This is a genomic window from Pseudomonas solani (genome assembly GCF_026072635.1).
GTDB lineage: Bacteria > Pseudomonadota > Gammaproteobacteria > Pseudomonadales > Pseudomonadaceae > Metapseudomonas > Metapseudomonas solani.
In genome coordinates this window covers 167571-185942 of the sequence record NZ_AP023081.1, presented here as the reverse complement: position 1 = coordinate 185942, position 18372 = coordinate 167571, and the positions used below count along the sequence as shown (strand labels likewise).

General features: G+C 64.6%; 13 protein-coding genes. 5 read left to right on the top strand and 8 right to left on the bottom strand.

The window, feature by feature from the left end; translation table 11 throughout:
* The first annotated feature begins 49 nt into the window (after positions 1–49).
* The 3 genes from lon (at position 50) to PSm6_RS00855 (ending at position 4944) form a co-directional block, all read left to right on the top strand.
* On the top strand, positions 50–2446 hold the full coding sequence (lon, locus tag PSm6_RS00865) for an endopeptidase La (RefSeq protein ID WP_043243329.1): 2397 nt from the start codon (positions 50–52) through the stop codon (positions 2444–2446).
* Positions 2447–2582: 136 nt separating this feature from the next.
* Positions 2583–2855, top strand: a complete 273-nt coding sequence (gene hupB, locus PSm6_RS00860) for a nucleoid-associated protein HU-beta (RefSeq protein ID WP_003087931.1) — start codon at positions 2583–2585, stop codon at positions 2853–2855.
* Between the two features lie 214 nt (positions 2856–3069).
* A complete protein-coding gene (locus PSm6_RS00855) occupies positions 3070–4944 on the top strand; it encodes a SurA N-terminal domain-containing protein (RefSeq protein ID WP_265169281.1) in 1875 nt (624 codons plus the stop codon).
* 208 nt (positions 4945–5152) lie between these two features.
* Here the strand turns inward: PSm6_RS00855 and fabI are convergent, their stop codons facing one another.
* Genes fabI through PSm6_RS00825 form a run of 6 tightly spaced genes read right to left on the bottom strand, consistent with a single transcriptional unit; the run spans position 5153 to position 13380 of the window.
* A complete protein-coding gene (fabI, locus tag PSm6_RS00850) occupies positions 5153–5947 on the bottom strand; it encodes an enoyl-ACP reductase FabI (protein ID WP_043243326.1) in 795 nt (264 codons plus the stop codon).
* A 20-nt stretch (positions 5948–5967) separates the two neighbouring features.
* A complete protein-coding gene (locus PSm6_RS00845) occupies positions 5968–7575 on the bottom strand; it encodes an ABC transporter ATP-binding protein (RefSeq protein WP_184488006.1) in 1608 nt (535 codons plus the stop codon).
* 1 nt (position 7576) lies between these two features.
* On the bottom strand, positions 7577–8596 hold the full coding sequence (locus PSm6_RS00840) for an ABC transporter permease (protein WP_263400788.1): 1020 nt from the start codon (positions 8594–8596) through the stop codon (positions 7577–7579).
* A 1-nt stretch (position 8597) separates the two neighbouring features.
* Positions 8598–9683 carry a microcin C ABC transporter permease YejB gene (locus PSm6_RS00835; RefSeq protein ID WP_184488008.1) on the bottom strand — a complete coding sequence of 362 codons (1086 nt, stop codon included), beginning with the start codon at positions 9681–9683 and terminating at the stop codon, positions 8598–8600.
* On the bottom strand, positions 9683–11554 hold the full coding sequence (locus tag PSm6_RS00830) for an extracellular solute-binding protein (RefSeq protein WP_043243321.1): 1872 nt from the start codon (positions 11552–11554) through the stop codon (positions 9683–9685). The genes PSm6_RS00835 and PSm6_RS00830 overlap by 1 nt, the downstream gene beginning before the upstream one ends.
* A complete protein-coding gene (locus tag PSm6_RS00825) occupies positions 11551–13380 on the bottom strand; it encodes an extracellular solute-binding protein (RefSeq protein WP_021221800.1) in 1830 nt (609 codons plus the stop codon). Before PSm6_RS00825 ends, PSm6_RS00830 begins: the two co-directional genes overlap by 4 nt.
* Before the next feature lie 240 nt (positions 13381–13620).
* On the opposite strand from PSm6_RS00825, the gene PSm6_RS00820 reads away from it, so the two are divergent.
* The gene (locus PSm6_RS00820; protein WP_169708480.1) at positions 13621–15072 is read left to right on the top strand and encodes an HDOD domain-containing protein; all 1452 of its coding nucleotides are present in this window, start codon (positions 13621–13623) and stop codon (positions 15070–15072) included.
* On the opposite strand, the gene PSm6_RS00815 is transcribed toward PSm6_RS00820, so the two are convergent.
* Both PSm6_RS00815 and gloB read right to left on the bottom strand, forming a co-directional pair.
* Positions 15060–16658: a lytic transglycosylase domain-containing protein gene (locus PSm6_RS00815; protein WP_265169280.1), complete on the bottom strand. Its 1599-nt coding sequence runs from the start codon at positions 16656–16658 to the stop codon at positions 15060–15062. The two genes, PSm6_RS00820 and PSm6_RS00815, sit on opposite strands and share 13 nt — an antisense overlap.
* A 100-nt stretch (positions 16659–16758) precedes the next feature.
* Positions 16759–17538 carry a hydroxyacylglutathione hydrolase gene (gloB, locus tag PSm6_RS00810; RefSeq protein ID WP_265169279.1) on the bottom strand — a complete coding sequence of 260 codons (780 nt, stop codon included), beginning with the start codon at positions 17536–17538 and terminating at the stop codon, positions 16759–16761.
* Positions 17539–17598: 60 nt separating this feature from the next.
* Between gloB and PSm6_RS00805 the strand changes: the two genes are divergently transcribed.
* On the top strand, positions 17599–18363 hold the full coding sequence (locus PSm6_RS00805) for a methyltransferase domain-containing protein (RefSeq protein ID WP_031288618.1): 765 nt from the start codon (positions 17599–17601) through the stop codon (positions 18361–18363).
* The last annotated feature ends 9 nt before the right edge of the window (positions 18364–18372 follow it).

The following is an 18372-nucleotide window of genomic DNA, read 5'->3' as shown; positions in this document are numbered from 1 at the left end:
AGGGTTATCCCATCTGTTACCGGCCATTGGCCGCTGTAGAGCTGAAATCATGAAGACAACCGTTGAATTGCCTCTCCTGCCATTGCGTGATGTCGTGGTCTATCCGCATATGGTCATCCCACTGTTCGTGGGCCGTGAAAAATCCATCGAGGCCCTCGAAGCCGCGATGACCGGGGACAAGCAAATTCTTCTGTTGGCGCAGAGGAATCCGGCCGATGACGATCCGGGCGAAGATGCCCTGTACCGTGTTGGCACCGTCGCGACCGTCCTGCAACTGCTGAAGCTGCCCGATGGCACCGTCAAGGTGCTGGTGGAGGGTGAGCAGCGGGGCTCCATCGAGCGTTTCACCGAGGTGGACGGCCATTGCCGTGCCGAGGTGACCCTCATCGAGGAAGTCGACGCCGGCGAGCGCGAGTCCGAAGTCTTCACCCGCAGCCTGCTCAGCCAGTTCGAGCAGTATGTACAGCTGGGCAAGAAAGTGCCCGCTGAAGTCCTGTCTTCGCTGAACAGCATCGATGAGCCCGGGCGTCTGGTCGACACCATGGCTGCCCATATGGCGCTGAAGATCGAGCAGAAGCAGGAAATCCTCGAAATCACCGAGCTGCCCGAGCGTGTCGAGCACGTGCTGGCGCTGCTGGATGCCGAAATCGACCTGCTGCAGGTCGAGAAGCGTATCCGGGGTCGCGTGAAGAAACAGATGGAGCGCAGCCAACGCGAGTACTACCTGAATGAGCAGATGAAGGCCATTCAGAAGGAGCTGGGCGACATCGATGAAGGGCACAACGAGATCGAGGAGCTGAAGAAGCGCATCGATAACGCTGGCCTGACCAAGGAGGCGTTGACCAAGGCCAATGCCGAGCTGAACAAGCTGAAGCAGATGTCGCCGATGTCCGCTGAAGCCACTGTCGTACGCTCCTATATCGATTGGCTGGTCAATGTGCCGTGGAAGGCCGAGAGCAAGGTGCGTCTCGATCTGGCCAAGGCCGAAGACATTCTCGACGCCGACCACTACGGCCTCGAAGAGGTCAAGGACCGCATCCTCGAATACCTCGCCGTGCAGAAGCGCGTGAAGAAGGTCAAGGGCCCGGTGCTCTGCCTGGTCGGCCCGCCCGGCGTAGGCAAGACCTCGCTGGCCGAGTCCATCGCCCGTGCCACCAACCGCAAATTCATCCGCATGGCCCTGGGCGGCGTGCGTGACGAAGCTGAAATTCGCGGTCACCGTCGTACCTACATCGGCTCCATGCCGGGTCGCCTGATCCAGAAGATGACCAAGGTTGGGGTGCGCAACCCGCTGTTCCTGCTGGACGAAATCGACAAGATGGGCAGCGACATGCGCGGCGACCCCGCCTCGGCGCTGCTGGAGGTGCTCGACCCCGAGCAGAACCACAACTTCAACGACCATTACCTGGAAGTCGATTACGACCTTTCCGACGTGATGTTCCTGTGCACCGCCAACTCCATGAACATTCCGGCACCGCTGCTGGACCGCATGGAAGTGATCCGTCTGCCCGGTTACACCGAGGACGAGAAGGTCAACATCGCCACCAAGTACCTCGCACCCAAGCAGACCCAGGCCAACGGCCTGAAGAAGGGCGAGCTGGAGTTCGACGAAGCGGCCATCCGCGACATCATCCGCTACTACACCCGCGAGGCCGGGGTGCGCAGCCTCGAGCGGCAACTGGCCAAGGTCTGCCGCAAGGCGGTCAAGGAGCATGCCCGCGAGAAGCGCTTCAAGGTGCTGGTCACCGCCGAGTCCCTCGAGCACTTCCTCGGCGTTCGCAAGTTCCGCTACGGCCTTGCCGAGCTGCAGGACCAGATCGGCCAGGTCACCGGGCTCGCCTGGACCCAGGTCGGTGGCGAACTGCTGACCATCGAGGCCGCTGTGGTCCCCGGCAAGGGGCAGCTGACCAAGACCGGCTCCCTCGGCGATGTGATGGTGGAGTCGATCACTGCCGCGCTGACGGTTGTGCGCAGTCGTGCGAAAAGCCTCGGTATCCCTGCGGACTTCCACGAGAAGCGCGACATTCACATCCACATGCCCGAAGGGGCGACGCCGAAGGACGGTCCGAGCGCCGGCATCGGCATGTGCACCGCGCTGGTTTCGGCGATGACGCAGATTCCCGTGCGGGCCGATGTGGCCATGACCGGTGAGATCACCCTGCGTGGTCAAGTACTCGCAATCGGTGGGTTGAAAGAGAAATTGCTGGCTGCTCACCGGGGTGGGATCAAGACCGTGATCATTCCCGAAGAGAATGTTCGTGATCTGAAAGAGATTCCCGAAAATATCAAGCAAGACCTGGCCATTAAACCTGTTAAATGGATTGACGAGGTCCTGCAAATTGCGCTGCAATACGCCCCGGAGCCCTTGCCCGATGCGGCTCCCGAGATGGTTGCAAAGGATGACAAGCGCGAGTCTGATTCCAAGGAGCGAATCAGCACGCATTAGCCGGGGGGCTTTCTTGACACATTTTTCGAGCCCTTGTTATAAAGCGGCTCTCGTGTGTCAGCAGGCTATCCAGCACCCGCTTTGCTTACACCAAACAACTAAGAAACAAACTCAACAGAAATAAGGGGACTTAAGAGTGAACAAGTCGGAACTGATCGATGCCATCGCCGCATCTGCTGATATCCCGAAAGCTGTCGCTGGCCGTGCGCTGGACGCAGTTATCGAATCCGTCACTGGCGCTCTGAAGGCTGGTGATTCCGTGGTGCTGGTAGGTTTCGGTACTTTCGCTGTGAAAGAGCGCGCTGCTCGCACTGGCCGTAACCCGCAGACTGGCAAGCCGATCAAGATCGCTGCTGCCAAGATCCCTGGCTTCAAAGCTGGTAAAGCTCTGAAAGACGCCGTCAACTAAGCGTCTTTCGGGCTTTGCCCTTCCAGCAGGGGCTTTGTCCCGGCTGGCAGCGGAGCGGTAGACCACGAGGAATACCTCGCGTCCTGGAAGCCTTAGCTTCCGACCGCTCCGCCAGTTAAGAGAGAAGGCGCATCCTCGGATGCGCCTTTCTTATATATGGACTCTACCCGCGCTGCGCGGCTGGTTTTTTGGTACAGCCGTTTCTGGGGGACGCATGCTGCAGAACATCAGGGACAATTCACAGGGATGGATTGCCAAGACCATTATCGGCGTCATCATCGCGTTGCTCGCGCTGACGGGCTTCGATGCCATCTTCAATGCCACCAGCAACCGCCAGGACGCTGCCAAGGTCAACGGCGAGGAAATCACCCTCGACCAACTGAGCCAGGCCGCAGACATGCAGCGCCGCCAGCTGATGCAGCAACTGGGCAAGGACTTCGACGCCTCCCAGCTCGACGACAAGCTGCTGCGTGAAGCCGCCCTCAAGGGCCTGATCGAGCGTAAGCTGCTGCTGCAAGGCGCCAAGTCATCCGGCTTCGCCTTCTCGCAACCCGCTCTGGATCAACTGATCCTGCAAACTCCCGAATTCCAGGTCGATGGCAAATTCAACTCTGATCGCTTCGATCAGGTGATTCGCCAGATGAACTACACCCGCCTGCAGTTCCGCCAGATGCTCGAGCAGGAAATGCTCGTCGGCCAGCTTCGCGCCGGCCTGGCTGGTAGCGGCTTCGTCACCGACGAAGAAGTACGCGCCTTTGCCCGTCTGGAGAAGCAGACCCGTGATTTCGCCACCCTGACCTTCAAGGCCGATCCCAAGGCCGTCCAGGTGAGCGACGAAGAAATCCAGGCTTACTACGACGAGCACAAGGGCCAGTTCATGAGCCCCGAGCAGGTCGTGCTCGAATACGTCGAGCTGAAGAAGGAAGCCTTCTTCGGTCAGGTCGAGGTCAGCGAAGACGACCTCAAGGCCCAGTACGACAAGGAGATCGGCAACCTCTCCGAGCAGCGCGACGCGGCCCACATCCTGATCGAAGTGAACGATCAGCAGACCGCCGAGCAGGCCAAGGCGAAGATCGACGAGATCAAGCAGCGCCTGGACAAGGGCGAAGACTTCGCCGCCCTGGCCAAGGAGCTGTCCCAGGACCCGGGCTCCGCCGCCAATGGGGGTGACCTCGGCTTCGCCGGTCGTGGTGTCTACGAGCCGGCCTTCGAGGACGCGCTCTACGCCCTGAAGAAGGACGAAGTCTCCGCTCCGGTGACCACGCCCTATGGCCTGCACCTGATCAAGCTGCTGGCGATCCAGGCACCTGAAGTGCCGAGCTTCGACAGCCTCAAGGAGAAGATGGTCCGCGAGCTGAAGACCCAGCAGGTCGAACAGCGCTTCGTCGAGGCCACCAAGGAACTGGAAGACTCCGCGTTCGAAGCCTCCGACCTGGCCCAACCCGCCCAGGAGCTGAACCTCAAGGTCCAGACCAGCGCCCCCTTCGGCCGTGAAGGCGGCGAAGGCCTGGCCGCCAACCGCCAGGTGCTGCAGGCTTCCTTCAGCCCTGAAGTGCTGGAAGACGGCGGCAACAGCGGTGCCATCGAGCTGGACCCGGACACCGTGGTCGTCCTGCGTGCCAAGGAACACCGCAAGCCCCAGCAGTTGGAACTGGCGTCCGTCAGCGACAGCATCCGCCAGCACCTGACCCAGGAAAAGGCCAGCGAAGCCGTCAAGGCCAAGGCCGACGAGCTGCTCGCCAGCCTGCGTGAAGGCAAGACCCCGGCCACCCAGGCGCCGCAAGGCCAGACCTGGAACGTGGTCGAAGCCGCCACCCGCAGCCAGGAGGGTGTAGACCCGGCCCTGCTGCAGACGCTGTTCCGCATGGGCAAGCCGGAGTCGGCCGACAAGCCGACCTTCTCCTCCCTGAAGCTGAGCAACGGCGACTACGTGGTGATCCGCCTGAACGGTGTGAGCCAGCCTGAAGACGCCCTGTCCGAGCAGGACAAGGCCATGTACGCCCGTTTCCTCGCCTCGCGCAGCGGTCAGCAGGATTTCGCTGCCTACCGCCGCCAGCTGGAAGCCGAAGCCAAGGTCGAGCGTTTCTGATCGCCCTTGCGTGATTTGGAGAAGGCCGCTGCGAAGCGGCCTTTTTCATGCCCGGAGAAAAGGGGAGGGTGGAGCTTCTGTGTCTTCTGTGTCTCGATCCCCTGGGCTAAAGCCCGGGCTACGTCCGGACGACAGGTTGAGCACCGGTGCGTTTCGAGCGCCCATGAAAAAGCCCGCCATCAGGCGGGCTTTTTCACGTCCGGGGAGATCAGTCTTCGATTGCGCCCATGGCGGTGGTGTTGAAGCCACCGTCGACGTAGAGGATTTCACCGCTGATGCCCGACGCCAGGTCGGAGCAGATGAAGGCGCCGGCGTTGCCGACTTCCTCGATGGTGACGTTGCGGCGCAGCGGGGTCTGCTTCTCGTTGGCGGCGAGCATCTTGCGGAAGCTCTTGATGCCGGAGGCAGCCAGGGTGCGGATCGGGCCGGCGGAGATGGCGTTGACGCGCGTGCCTTCCGGGCCGAGGCTGCCGGCCAGGTAGCGGACGCCCGCTTCCAGGCTGGCCTTGGCCATGCCCATCACGTTGTAGTTGGGCATGGTGCGTTCCGCGCCCAGGTAGGACAGGGTCAACAGGCTGCCGTTGCGGCCCTTCATCAGCTCGCGACCGGCCTTGGCCAGGGCCACGAAGCTGTAGGCGCTGATGTCGTGGGCGATGCGGAAGCCTTCGCGGGTGGTGACGTCGGTGAAGTCGCCATCCAGTTGGTCACCCGGGGCGAAGCCGACGGAGTGGACGATGATGTCCAGGCCGTCCCACTTCTTGCCCAGGGCTTCGAATACGGCTGCGATCTCGTCGTCATTGGCGACGTCGCAAGGGAAGCACAGGTCGGCGTTGGAACCCCAGCCTGCGGCGAACTCTTCCACACGGCCCTTCAGCTTTTCGTTCTGGTAGGTGAAGGCGAGCTCGGCGCCCTCACGGTGCATGGCAGCAGCGATGCCCGATGCGATGGACAGTTTGCTGGCGACGCCAACGATCAGTACGCGCTTACCGGCGAGAAAACCCATGTGCGTTCTTCCTCTTCTGGTTAATTGGCAGTTACCGGGGCCAGGAATGCGGCTTCCAGCAACTGCTTCGTATAAGTGTGCTGCGGTGCGGCGAAGATCGCCTCGGCAGGCCCCTGTTCAACCACCTTGCCGTGCTTGACCACCATCAGGTGGTGGCTCAGGGCCCTGACCACCGCCAGGTCATGGCTGATGAACAGGTAGGTCAGGTTGTACTTGGCCTGCAACGAACGCAGTAACTCCACCACTTGGCGCTGCACCGTCCGGTCGAGCGCCGAAGTGGGCTCGTCCAGCAGGATCAGCGCCGGTTTCAGCACCAATGCCCGGGCAATGGCGATCCGTTGCCGTTGCCCGCCGGAAAACTCGTGGGGGTAGCGGTTCCGGGTTTCCGGGTCCAGTCCTACCTCCAGGAGCGCGTCGATGATGGCCTGTTCCTGCTCCGCCTCGGTGCCCATGCCATGGATCCGCAGGCCTTCCCCGACGATCTGGCCCACGCACATGCGTGGGCTCAGGCTGCCGAAGGGGTCCTGGAACACCACCTGCATCTGGCGCCGGAACGGCCGTACATCCTTCTGCGAAAGCCCATCCAGGGGCTGGCCCTGGAAGCGGATGGCGCCCTGGCTGCCGAGCAGCCGGAGGATCGCCAGGCCCAGCGTGGACTTGCCGGAACCGCTTTCACCCACGATGCCCAGGGTCTGGCCCTGGTGCAGGGTGAAGTCGATGCCGTCCACGGCTTTCACATGGTCGACGGTGCGTCGCAGCAATCCCTTTTTCACCGGGAACCACACACGCAGGTCGTCAACTTCCAGCAACGGCGGCCCCTGCGGGCTGTCCACCGGCTTGCCCGAAGGCTCGGCGGCGAGCAGTTCCCGGGTGTAGGGATGCTGCGGTGCACGGAACAATTCTTCACACGACGCCTGTTCGACGATGCAACCGCGCTGCATGACACATACGCGATGCGCGATACGTCGCACCAGGTTCAGATCGTGGGTGATCAGCAGCAGCGCCATGCCCAGGCGGGCCTGCAGTTCCTTGAGCAGCTCGAGGATCTTCAGCTGCACGGTGACGTCCAGCGCGGTGGTCGGCTCGTCGGCGATCAGCAGCTCCGGCTCGTTGGCCAGGGCCATGGCGATCATCACCCGCTGGCGCTGGCCGCCGGAGAGTTCGTGGGGGTAGGCCTTGAGGCGCTTGGCCGGCTCCGGGATGCCCACCAGCTCCAGCAGCTCCAGGGTGCGCTGGGTGGCGGCCTTGCCGCTGATGCCCTTGTGCAGGGCCAGCACTTCCTTGATCTGCTTCTCGATGCTGTGCAGCGGGTTGAGCGAGGTCATGGGCTCCTGGAAGACCATGGCGATGCGGTTGCCGCGGATGCCGCGCAGCTTGGCCTCGGGCAGCTTGAGCAGGTCCTTGCCGGCGTAGGTGATGCTGCCGGCGGGGTGACGGGCCAGCGGGTAGGGCAGCAGGCGCAGGATGGAGTGCGCGGTGACCGACTTGCCCGAGCCGGACTCGCCCACCAGGGCCAGGGTCTCGCCCTTGCGGATGTCGAAGCTCACGCCCTCGATCACCCGCTGGGTGTGCTGGCCGGTGACGAATTCGACCGCGAGGTCGCGGATTTCAATCAGGTTCTCGCTCATCTCACTTCCTCGGGTCGAAGGCATCGCGGGCGGCTTCGCCGATGAACACCAGCAGGGTCAGCATCACGCCGAGCACGGCGAAGGCGCTGATGCCCAACCAGGGGGCCTGCAGGTTGGCCTTGCCCTGGGAGACCAGTTCGCCCAGGGACGGCGCGCCGGGCGGCAGGCCGAAGCCGAGGAAGTCCAGGGCGGTGAGGGTGCCGATGGCGCCGGTGAGGATGAAGGGCATGAAGGTCATGGTCGAGACCATCGCGTTGGGCAGGATGTGGCGGAACATGATCGCGCCGTTCTGCATGCCCAGCGCCCGGGCTGCGCGCACGTACTCCAGGTTGCGGCCGCGGAGGAACTCCGCGCGCACCACGTCCACCAGGCTCATCCAGGAGAACAGCAGCATGATGCCCAGCAGCCACCAGAAGTTCGGCTGCACGAAGCTGGCCAGGATGATCAGCAGGTAGAGCACCGGCAGGCCCGACCAGATTTCCAGGAAGCGCTGCCCGGCCAGGTCCACCCAGCCGCCGTAGAAGCCCTGCAGGGCGCCGGCGATCACGCCGATGATGGAGCTGAGGATGGTCAGCGTCAGGGCGAACAGCACCGAGATGCGGAAGCCGTAGATGACCCGCGCCAGCACGTCGCGGCCCTGGTCGTCGGTACCCAGCAGGTTGTCGGCGGAGGGCGGCGCGGGGGCCGGCACCTTGAGGTCGTAGTTGATGGTCTCGTAGCTGAAGGGCACCGGCGGCCAGATCATCTGCCCGTCCTTGGCGGCGATCAGCTCGCGGATGTAGGGCGTCTTGTAGTTGGCTTCCAGGGGGAATTCGCCACCGAAGGCGGTTTCCGGGTAGCGCTTGAACACCGGGAAGTACCACTCGCCGTCGTAGCGCACGGCCAGCGGCTTGTCGTTGGCGATGAGTTCGGCGCCCAGGCTGGCGATGAACAGCACGAGGAACAGCCAGAGCGACCACCAGCCACGCTTGTTGGCCTTGAAGCGCTCGAAGCGACGTCGATTGATTGGCGAGAGTTGCATGTCAGCCCTCCCGGCTTTCGAAGTCGATGCGCGGATCGACCAGGGTGTAGGTGATGTCGCCGATCAGTTTCACGATCAGTCCCAGCAGGGTGAAGATGAACAGGGTGCCGAACACCACGGGGTAGTCGCGGTTCAGCGCTGATTCGAAGCTCAGCAGGCCCAGGCCATCGAGGGAGAAGATCACCTCGATCAGCAGCGAGCCGGTGAAGAACATGCCGATGAAGGCGGCGGGGAAGCCGGCGATGATCAGCAGCATGGCGTTGCGGAACACGTGGCCGTAGAGCACGCGGTTCTCCGACAGGCCCTTGGCGCGGGCGGTGATCACGTACTGCTTGTTGATCTCGTCGAGGAAGCTGTTCTTGGTCAGGAAGGTGAGGGTGGCGAAGTTGCCGATCACCAGCGCCAGCACCGGCAGCGCCAGGTGCCAGAGGTAGTCCAGCAGCTTGCCGCCCAGGCTCAGCTCGTCGAAGTTGTTGGAGGTCAGCCCGCGCAGGGGGAACCAGTCGTAGTAGCTGCCGCCGGCGAACAGCACGATCAGCAGGATGGCGAAGAGGAAGGCGGGTATGGCGTAGCCGACGATGATCGCGGTGCTGGTCCAGACGTCGAAGGCGTTGCCGTGGCGCACCGCCTTGGCGATGCCCAGGGGCACCGAGACCAGGTACATGATCAGCGTGCTCCACAGCCCCAGGGAGATCGACACCGGCATTTTCTCGATGATCAGGTCGGTGACCTTGGCGTCGCGGAAGAAGCTGTTGCCGAAGTCGAAGTGCAGGTAGTTCTTGATCATCAGCCAGAAGCGTTCGTGGGCCGGCTTGTCGAAGCCGTACATTTTCTCGATTTCCTTGATCAGCTCCGGGTCCAGGCCCTGGGCGCCGCGGTAGTTGGAGCCGGCCACGGAGACCTCGGCGCCGCCGCCGGAGATGCGCCCGGTGGCCCCGCCGGCGGCCGCGTCGAAGCCTTCCAGCTTGGCGATCATCTGCTCCACGGGACCGCCGGGGGCGGCCTGGATGATGATGAAGTTGATCAGCAGGATGCCGAACAGGGTGGGGATGATCAGCAGCAGGCGCCGCAGGATGTAGGCGAGCATTACTGCGCTTCCTCGGTCTGTGCGGTGTCGGCCGGGGCGGCGTCAGCGTCGGCCTGCTCGGGGGCGTCGGCCTTGGCGTCGGGCTTCTTCCACCAGGTGAGCATGCCGAAGTCATAGAGCGGCGTGGTGGCGGGGCGGTCGAACTGGTTCCAGTAGGCCACGCGCCAGGTGTCCACGTAGTAGTTGGGCACCACGTAATTGCCCCACAGCAGCACCCGGTCGAGGGCGCGGGAGTGGTCGATCAGGCTCTGCCGCGAGTCGGCGCGGATCAGGCCCTCCACCAGCTTGTCGATGGCCGGGTCGCGCAGGCCGATGAAGTTGCGGCTGCCGGCGCTGTCGGCACTGCGCGAGTGCCAGAACTCCATCTGCTCGTTGCCCGGCGAGTTGGATTGGCCCCAGGTGCCGGGGACCATGTCGTAGTCCCGCGAGCGCAGGCGGTTCATGTACTGCGAGACGTCGACGCGGCGGATGGTCAGGTCGATGCCCAGCTCGGACAGGTTGCGCTTGAACGGCAGTATCACCCGCTCCAGGTTGGCCTGGGCGATCATGATCTCGAAGGCCAGGGGCTTGCCGTCGGGGCCGACCATCTTGTCGTTCTCGATGCGGTAGCCGGCGTCGGTGAGCAGCTTGTAGGCGCGGCGCTTCTGCTCGCGGATGATGCCGCTGCCATCGCTCACCGGCGGCTGGAACACCTCGCCGAAGACCTCGTCGGGGATCTGCCCGCGCAAGGGTTCGAGGATCTTCAGCTCGGCTTCGCTGGGCAGGCCGGTGGCGGCCATTTCCGAGTTCTCGAAGAAGCTCCGGGTGCGCTTGTAGGAGCCGAAGAACAGCTGCTTGTTGGTCCACTCGAAGTCGAACAGCGAGGCGATGGCCTCGCGCACGCGGCGGTCCTGGAACAGCGGCCGGCGGATGTTGAAGGCGAAGCCCTGCATGCCCACCGGATTGTGGTTGGGGATGGCCTGCTTGATGATCTTGCCGGCGCGCAGGGCCGGGCTGTCGTAGCCGGTGGCCCAGTCCTTGGCGGAGTATTCGAGGTTGAAGTCGAACTGGCCGGCCTTGAAGGCCTCCAGCGCCACCGACATGTCGCGGTAGTAGTCCACGGTGATGACGTCGAAGTTGTAGTAGCCGCGGTTCACCGGCAGGTCCTTGCCCCACCAGTCCTTGACCCGCTCGAAGCGGATCGCCCGTCCGGCGTCCACCTTGGTGATGCGGTAGGGGCCGCTGCCCAGTGGCGGCTCCAGGGTGTTCTTGGAGAAGTCGCGGGTGGCCCACCAGTGCTTGGGCAGCACCTGGATCTGCCCGAGGATCAGCGGCAATTCGCGGTTGCCCGGGTGCTTGAAGTCGAAGCGCACGCGCTGCTTGTCCTCGGCCACCACCTGGGCCACGTCGGAGTAGTAGTGGCGGTACATCGGGTCGCCGTGCTCGACCAGGGTGTTGAAGGTGAACACCACGTCGTCCGAGGTCACCGGGGTGCCGTCATTGAAGCGTGCCTTGGGGTTCAGGTAGAAGCGCACGTAGCTGTTGTCCGGCGCCTTCTCGATCTTCTCGGCGAGCAGCCCGTATTCGGTGAAGGGCTCGTCGGGGGAGTGGTAGGTCAGGGTGTCGTGGATCAGCCCCAGCTGGCCCGCCGCGGTGCCCTTGGGGATGAACTCGTTGAGGCTGTCGAAGCCGCCGTAGCCGGAAAGGCGCAAGGTGCCGCCCTTGGGCGCGTCGGGGTTCACCCAGCTGAAGTGCTTGAAGTTCGCCGGGTACTTGGGTGCCTCGTCGTAGAGGGTGATCGCGTGCCGGGGCTCGGCATGGGCGATACCGGCGAGGGTCAGCAGCAATGCGCCGCAGCCGCTCAGGCAAAGGGAGCGCAGGGTCTTGCTCATCGGGATTTCTCCGTGGGCTTCAGCCACCAGGCGCGCAGGCCCAGGGTATAGGGCGGCGTGGTGACGAAGGCGAACCTGTTGCGGTACGCCAGGCGGTGGTAGTTGATGTACCAGTTGGGAATGCTGTAGTGCTGCCAGAGCAGCGTGCGGTCCAGGGCGCGGCCGGCGGCCACCTGCTCGTCGCGGGTCTGGGCGCCGAGGAGCTTCTCGACCATGGCGTCCACCACCGGGTTGGCGATGCCCGCGTAGTTCTTGCTGCCCTTCACCGAGGCCTGGCTGGAGTGGAAGTAGAGCGACTGCTCCAGTCCGGGGCTGAGGGTCTGGGCCAGGGTCATCAGGATCATGTCGTAGTCGAAATGGTCCAGGCGTTGCTTGTACTGGGCGCGGTCGACGGTCCGCAGGGTGACGTCGATGCCGATGCTGGCGAGGTTTTCGCTGTAGGGCTGGAGGATGCGTTCAAGGTTCGGATTGACCAGCAGGATTTCGAAACGCAGCGGTTCGCCACGGCTGTTGAGCAGACGCTGGCCGGAGAGCTTCCAGCCGGCGTCGGCCAATAGACCCAATGCACGGCGCAGGGTTTCCCTGGGAATGCCACGGCCATCGGTTTCCGGCACCTTGAAGGGCTCGGTGAACTGCTTCGCCGGCAGCTGCTCGCGGTAGGGCGAAAGCAGCAGCCACTCCTGGCCTTCGGGTTTGCCGGTGGCCTCGAACTCGCTGTTGGGGTAGTAGCTGCGGGCCCGCGCATAGGCGTTGTTGAACAGCGCGCGGTTGGTCCACTCGAAGTCGAACATCAGGCCCATGGCCTCGCGCACGCGGCGATCCTGGAAGGTCGCGCGGCGGGTGTTCATGAACAGCGCCTGGGTCTGGGTGGGAATCTGGTGGGGGATCTCCGCGCGGATCACGTCGCCCCGGGCGATGGCCGGGAAGCGGTAGCCGTTGGCCCAGTTCTTCGCCTGGTGCTCGATGTAGAAATCGAATTCGCCGGCCTTGAAGGCTTCGAAGGCGACGTTGCTGTCGCGGTAGAACTCCACCTCGACGCGGTCGAAGTTGTACTTGCCGCGGTTCACCGGCAGCTTCTCGCCCCACCAGTCCTTGACCCGCTCGAACACCAGCCCGCGCCCGGGGCGTACCTGGGTGATGCGATAGGGGCCGCTGCCCAGGGGCACATCGAAGCTGGTGGCCTTGAAGTCGCGGTTCTTCCAATAGTGTTGCGGCAGTACCGGCATCTCGCCCAGACGCAGGATCAGCAGCGGGTTGCCCGCGCGCTTGAGCACGAAACGGATGCGGTGGCGGTTGAGGATGTCGACCCGCTGCACTTCCTGCAGGCTGGTGCGGTACTGCGGGTGGCCGCTGCTCACCAGGGTGCGGTAGGAGAAGGCGACGTCGTAGGCGGTGATCGGCTGACCGTCGTGAAAGCGTGCTTCCGGGCGCAGGTTGAACACCACCCAGCTGCGGTCCTCGTTGTACTCCACGCTCCTGGCGATCAGCCCGTAGCTGGACGCCGGCTCGTCGCCCGAGGGGTCGTAGGCCCCGGTGCCGGCCATCAGCGGCTCGTTCAGCTCGGTCACGCCGTATTGTAGGAAGTTGGGCGTGGAGACCGGGCTGCTGCCCTTGAAGGTGTAAGGGTTGAGGGTGTCGAAGGTGCCGAAGGCCATCACCCGCAGGGTGCCGCCCTTGGGGGCGTCGGGGTTGACCCAGTCGAAGTGGCTGAAGGTCTCGGGGTACTTGAGTGCGCCGAACTGGGCATAGCCATGGCTCTCGCTGATGGTCGCGGCCACCGGGCCACTGGCGGCCAGGCTGATCAGCAGGAGGAGGAGGCGACGCATCAGGCGTGTGTCCGGTCCATGGCAGGGTGGTCTGGGGTGGGGTCGTGAGCCTGGCAGGGCATGGGAACCTCGGACGGGCCAGCCGCCGGCTTCATCTTCTCTGGGCCCTCGGCGGGAGCCGTCGGACGGGCGTTTCGACAGGTACAGTAACAGCTTGTATCCACTGGAAAAAGGGCTGGCCCCAGGCCGGATGGCCAGCATTTTGACTACACTTCGGGAAAACGTGCAGGGGTTCCTATCTTGGGTTCACGTAGCCATGGTTTGCAGTCATGGATCGACAGGCTCAATCAGGCGGATTTGCCCGCTCTCGCCGCGGTGGTGCAGGACCTGCACAAGCTGGCGCAACACGACAAGGCGTCGGTCCAGCAGTTGGCCGACGTGCTCTTGCGCGACGCCGCGCTCACCTCCAAGGTGCTGCGGGTCGGCAATAGCGTCTATTACAACCCCTCCCAGGAGACCATCCGCACCATTTCGCGGGCCATCGTGCTGATCGGCTTCGACAACGTGCGGCTGATCGGTCTCTCGCTGTCGCTGATCGATGGCCTGCTCACCCGCGCACCGCGCGAGCAACTGCAGGAGCTGCTCGCGCGCTCCTTCCATGCCGCCGTGCAGGCACGCAACATCGCCGGCTACGTGCTCACCCGGGACCAGGAGGAAGTGTTCATCGCCGCCTTGCTCTACCACCTGGGCGAGCTGGCCTTCTGGGGCTGCGGCGGCGAGCAGGCCGACGAGCTGGCCAGTGCCCTGGCACAGCCGGGTGCCGACGAGGACGAGGCGGTGCGCCAGGTGCTGGGCACCAGCTTCCGCCAGCTCAGCGGTGGCCTGGTGAAGAGCTGGAACCTCGGCGAGATCGTCGCCCTGGCCCAGGGCGGCGGCGCGCAGAACGACCCGTCGGTGAAGGCCGTGAACCTCGGTGTGCGCATCAGCGAGGCGGCCCTGGAGGGCTGGGACTCGGCGCAGATGGGCAAGCTGGTGGAACAGTTGGCGACCTTCATCGGCGTCACCCCCGAGGAGGCCATGCAGCAGGTTCTGGCCAGCGCCGACGAGGCGGTGAAGGTGGCCGCGACCTTCGGCGCCAGCAAGCTCTGTGCGCTGATCCCCAACACCGACCCCGAACTGCTGTTGCAGCAGCAGGCCCAGCGCAAGGCGCGGCTGCTGCAGCCCGACCTGCTGTTGATGCAGCAAGCCTTGCAGGACCTGGGGATGATGGTGTCGAGCAGGGCCGATGTCGGGCTGATTCTCGACACCCTGTGCAAGGGCTTGCACCAGGGCGTGGGGCTGGAGCGGGTGATGATCGCCGTGCTCGCCGACCGCCAGACCCGCTTCCGCGCCAAGCGGGCGGTGGGCGAGGGCAGTGCGCACTGGCTCACCGAGTTCGAGCTGCCGGCGGAGTTGCCCGAGCAGCCGCACCTGTTCAGCTACGTGCTGCGTAGCCGCGAGGCGTTGTGGATGGGGATTCCGGCGAGCTACAGCCTCAACGAACTGGTCAGCCAGCCCATGCGCCGCTGGTTCGGCCAGGGCATGTTCTTCGTCGCGCCGTTGCGCGCGGGCAGCCGGGAGATCGGGGTGATCTACGCCGACTGCCGGCTATCGGGCAGGGCCTTGAAACATGAGCAGTTCGTCGCCTTCCAGCGCTTCGCCCAGCTGGCCGGGCGCTGCCTGGAGGCGCTGAGCAAGGGTCAGGGCAGGTAGAGCGTGAGGGTCTGGCCCGGCTTGAGGGCGTGGCCGCTGCGTGGGTTCCAGCGCTGCAGGTGCTTCATCTCGACCTTGAAGCGCTTGGCGATCACATAGAGCGAGTCGCCTTCCTTGACCTTGTAGTAGGTCACCGCATCGCGGCCGGGCTTGTCGACCGCAGCGACCATGCGCGCAGTGCTTTTCGCGCTCGGCTGGCCGGGGGCCTGCAGGGCCAGGCTCTGGCCGACCTTCAGCGAATTGCCGGAGAGGCGGTTCCAGCGCTTGATATCACTCACGTCGACCTTGGTCTGCTTGGCGATCTGCCAGAGGTTGTCGCCGCTCTTAACCTTGTAGGTACGGGCCGTTGCGCTCGGGCGCTCCTCGGCACGGGCCAGGTTCTGGAACAGCGGCTGGCTCGGCTTCACGCCCGGCTCCACGGGGATGCTCAGGGCCTGGCCCACGCGCAGGTGGTTGCCGGAAAGCCCGTTGATCTCCTTCAGGGTGTTCACCGTCACGTGGTAACGGTTGGCGATGCCGTGCAGGCTGTCGCCGTTGCGCACCTTGTACTCCTGCCATTCCACCAGGTCCTGGGGCTTCATCAGCGACAGGTTGGCGGCCAACAGCTCGGCCTTCTCGGTGGGCACCAGCAGTTGCTGCGGGCCGTCCACGGTGATGCGTTTCTTGAAGGCGGGGTTGAGCTGGTACAGCTCGTCCTCGTCCACCTGGGCCATGGCGGCCACGCGGGAGAGGTCCATGCGCTGCTTCAACTCGACCACTTCGAAGTAGGGCTCGTTGGCGATGGGGCTGAGGTTCACACCGTAGGCTTCGGGCGCGCCCACCACCTGGGACAGGGCCAGCAGCTTGGGCACGTAGTCGCGGGTTTCCTGGGGCAGCGGCAGGTTCCAGTAGTCGGTGGGCAGGCCCAGCTTCTGGTTGCGCTCGATGGCGCGGCTCACCGTGCCTTCACCGGCGTTGTAGGCGGCCAGGGCCAGCAGCCAGTCGCCGTTGAACATCTCGTGCAGGCGGCCGAGGTAATCCATGGCCGCGTTGGTGGAGGCGGTGATGTCACGGCGGCCGTCGTACCAGCTGGTCTGGCGCAGGTTGAAGTGGCGGCCGGTGGACGGGATGAACTGCCACAGGCCCACGGCATCGGCGCGGGAATAGGCGAAGGGGTTGTAGGCGCTCTCGATCACCGGCAGCAGGGCCAGTTCCAGCGGCATCTTGCGCTCTTCGAGACGCTCGACGATGTAGTGGATATAGAGGCTGCCGCGCTGGCTGGCGTTCTCGACGAAGGAGGGGTTGCTGACGAACCACAGGCGCTGCTGCTCGATGCGCGGATTGACGCCGATCTCGTCCTGCAGGGCGAAGCCCTTGCGCATGCGCTCCCAGATGTCTTGGGGTTCGCGCGCTTCGGCCGGTACTTCTTCCAGCCATTGGGTCTGTTGTTGCATGCCGACGGCAAGGTCGGTGTCCTGGCCCGCGTCCTCGGGCTTGTGAACGGCGCTCTGGCAGCCTGCCAGCGCAGCGGCACACATCAGCACGAGCACCCGGGAGGCTCGAACCAATGCGTCTAGATCAAGGGTTTGGTACGACTTGGACGGCATTGGTCAGGGTGCTTTTCCGGGCAAAAAGGTCGGGCGATTCTAGGAACCGACCCGGGAGTGGTCAAGTTTTCACCAGCCCAACTGTGACCTGGCAGGGGTTTCAGAAACCGTCTTTCCATGCCCGGAGGACGGCAAAAACCTGTGCGGGTGCGGGGTTATGGCTGCCGGCCCGCTTGTCGGCTATTTCTTTTACGAATGTTTCATTCACCCGTAGGAAGGGGTTGGTCAGGCGTTCCAGGCCGATGGTCGAAGGCAGGCTGATGCCGTCCTGCTCGCGCAGCCGGGTGACGGCCTCGAAGCGCTGGGCGATGTCGGTGTTGTCGGGCTCCACGGCGCGGGCGAAGCGCAGGTTGCTCAGGGTGTATTCGTGGGCGCAGTAGACCAGGGTTTCCACGGGCAGCGCGGCGAGTCGGGCGAGGGCGGCCTGCATGTCCACCGGGTTGCCTTCGAACATGCGCCCGCAGCCGGCGGCGAACAGCGTGTCGCCGCTGAACAGCAGGGGGCGGCTGGCGTCGGCGTGGAAGAAGGCGATGTGGCCCAGGGTGTGGCCGGGCACATGGATGACGCGGAACGACAGGCCCAGCACCTGCACTTCGTCGCCTTCATCCAGGGCCAGGTCGCGGCCGGGGATGCGCTCGTTGGCCGGGCCGAGCACCCGGGCGCCGGTGGCGGCCTTGATGCGCTCGACGCCGCCGACGTGGTCGGCGTGGTGGTGGGTGATGAGGATGTCCGACAGGGTCCAGCCGGGGTGGGCGTCGAGCCAGGCCAGCACCGGCGTCGCATCGCCCGGGTCGACCACGGCGCAGCGGCGTTCGGTCGCATCCTGCAACAGCCAGATGTAGTTGTCGGAGAAGGCACGCAAGGGGTCGATCTGTATCATGATCCGGTCGCCAATCAGTACGCAAAGGAGCATCTTAGGGCTCCCATGCAGGAGATTTCCATGACCGAGCAAGCCTTCGCCCAGGCCGATCCTGCCTGGATCGAGCTGATCGATGATGCCCGCGCCTGGTTCGAAGGGCCGCTCGGTGGCCTGATGCTGTTCGAGGAACAGCGCCTGCTGGAGGACGAACTGGCGCGCTACTTCGGTGGCTACCTGGTGCACTACGGCCCGCGCGCCGAGCTGCCACCGGGCGCGAAGCAGATCCAGCGCAGCGTGCACCTGGGTGCGCCGCTGTCCGGCGTCGAGATCGTCTGCGAGGAAAATGCCTGGCCGCTCAGCGAGCACGCCGCCGATGTGGTGGTGCTGCAGCACGGGCTGGATTTCTGCCTGTCGCCCCATGGCCTGTTGCGTGAAGCCGCGCGCAGCGTGCGGCCCGGCGGGCACCTGCTGATCGTCGGGGTCAACCCCTGGAGCCCCTGGGGCCTGCGTCATTACTTTGCCGGTGATGCCCTGGGCAAGGCCCGCTGCATCTCGCCGACGCGGGTTGCCGACTGGCTCAACCTGCTGGGCTTCGCGCTGGAGAAACGCCGCTTCGGGTGCTATCGTCCGCCGCTCGCTTCGGCAGCCTGGCAAACGCGCCTGGCACGGCTGGAGCGGTGGGGCGGTGCCGGGCAATGGTTCGGTGCCGGCTTCTATCTATTGGTGGCGCGCAAGCTGGTGGTCGGCCTGCGCCCGCTGCGTCCGGCCCGACGCGAGCCCATGGGCAAGCTGGTGCCGATGCCGGTGGCCAAGGTCAGCCGGCGCGATTCGAAACACGAGGCTTAAGTGACCGAT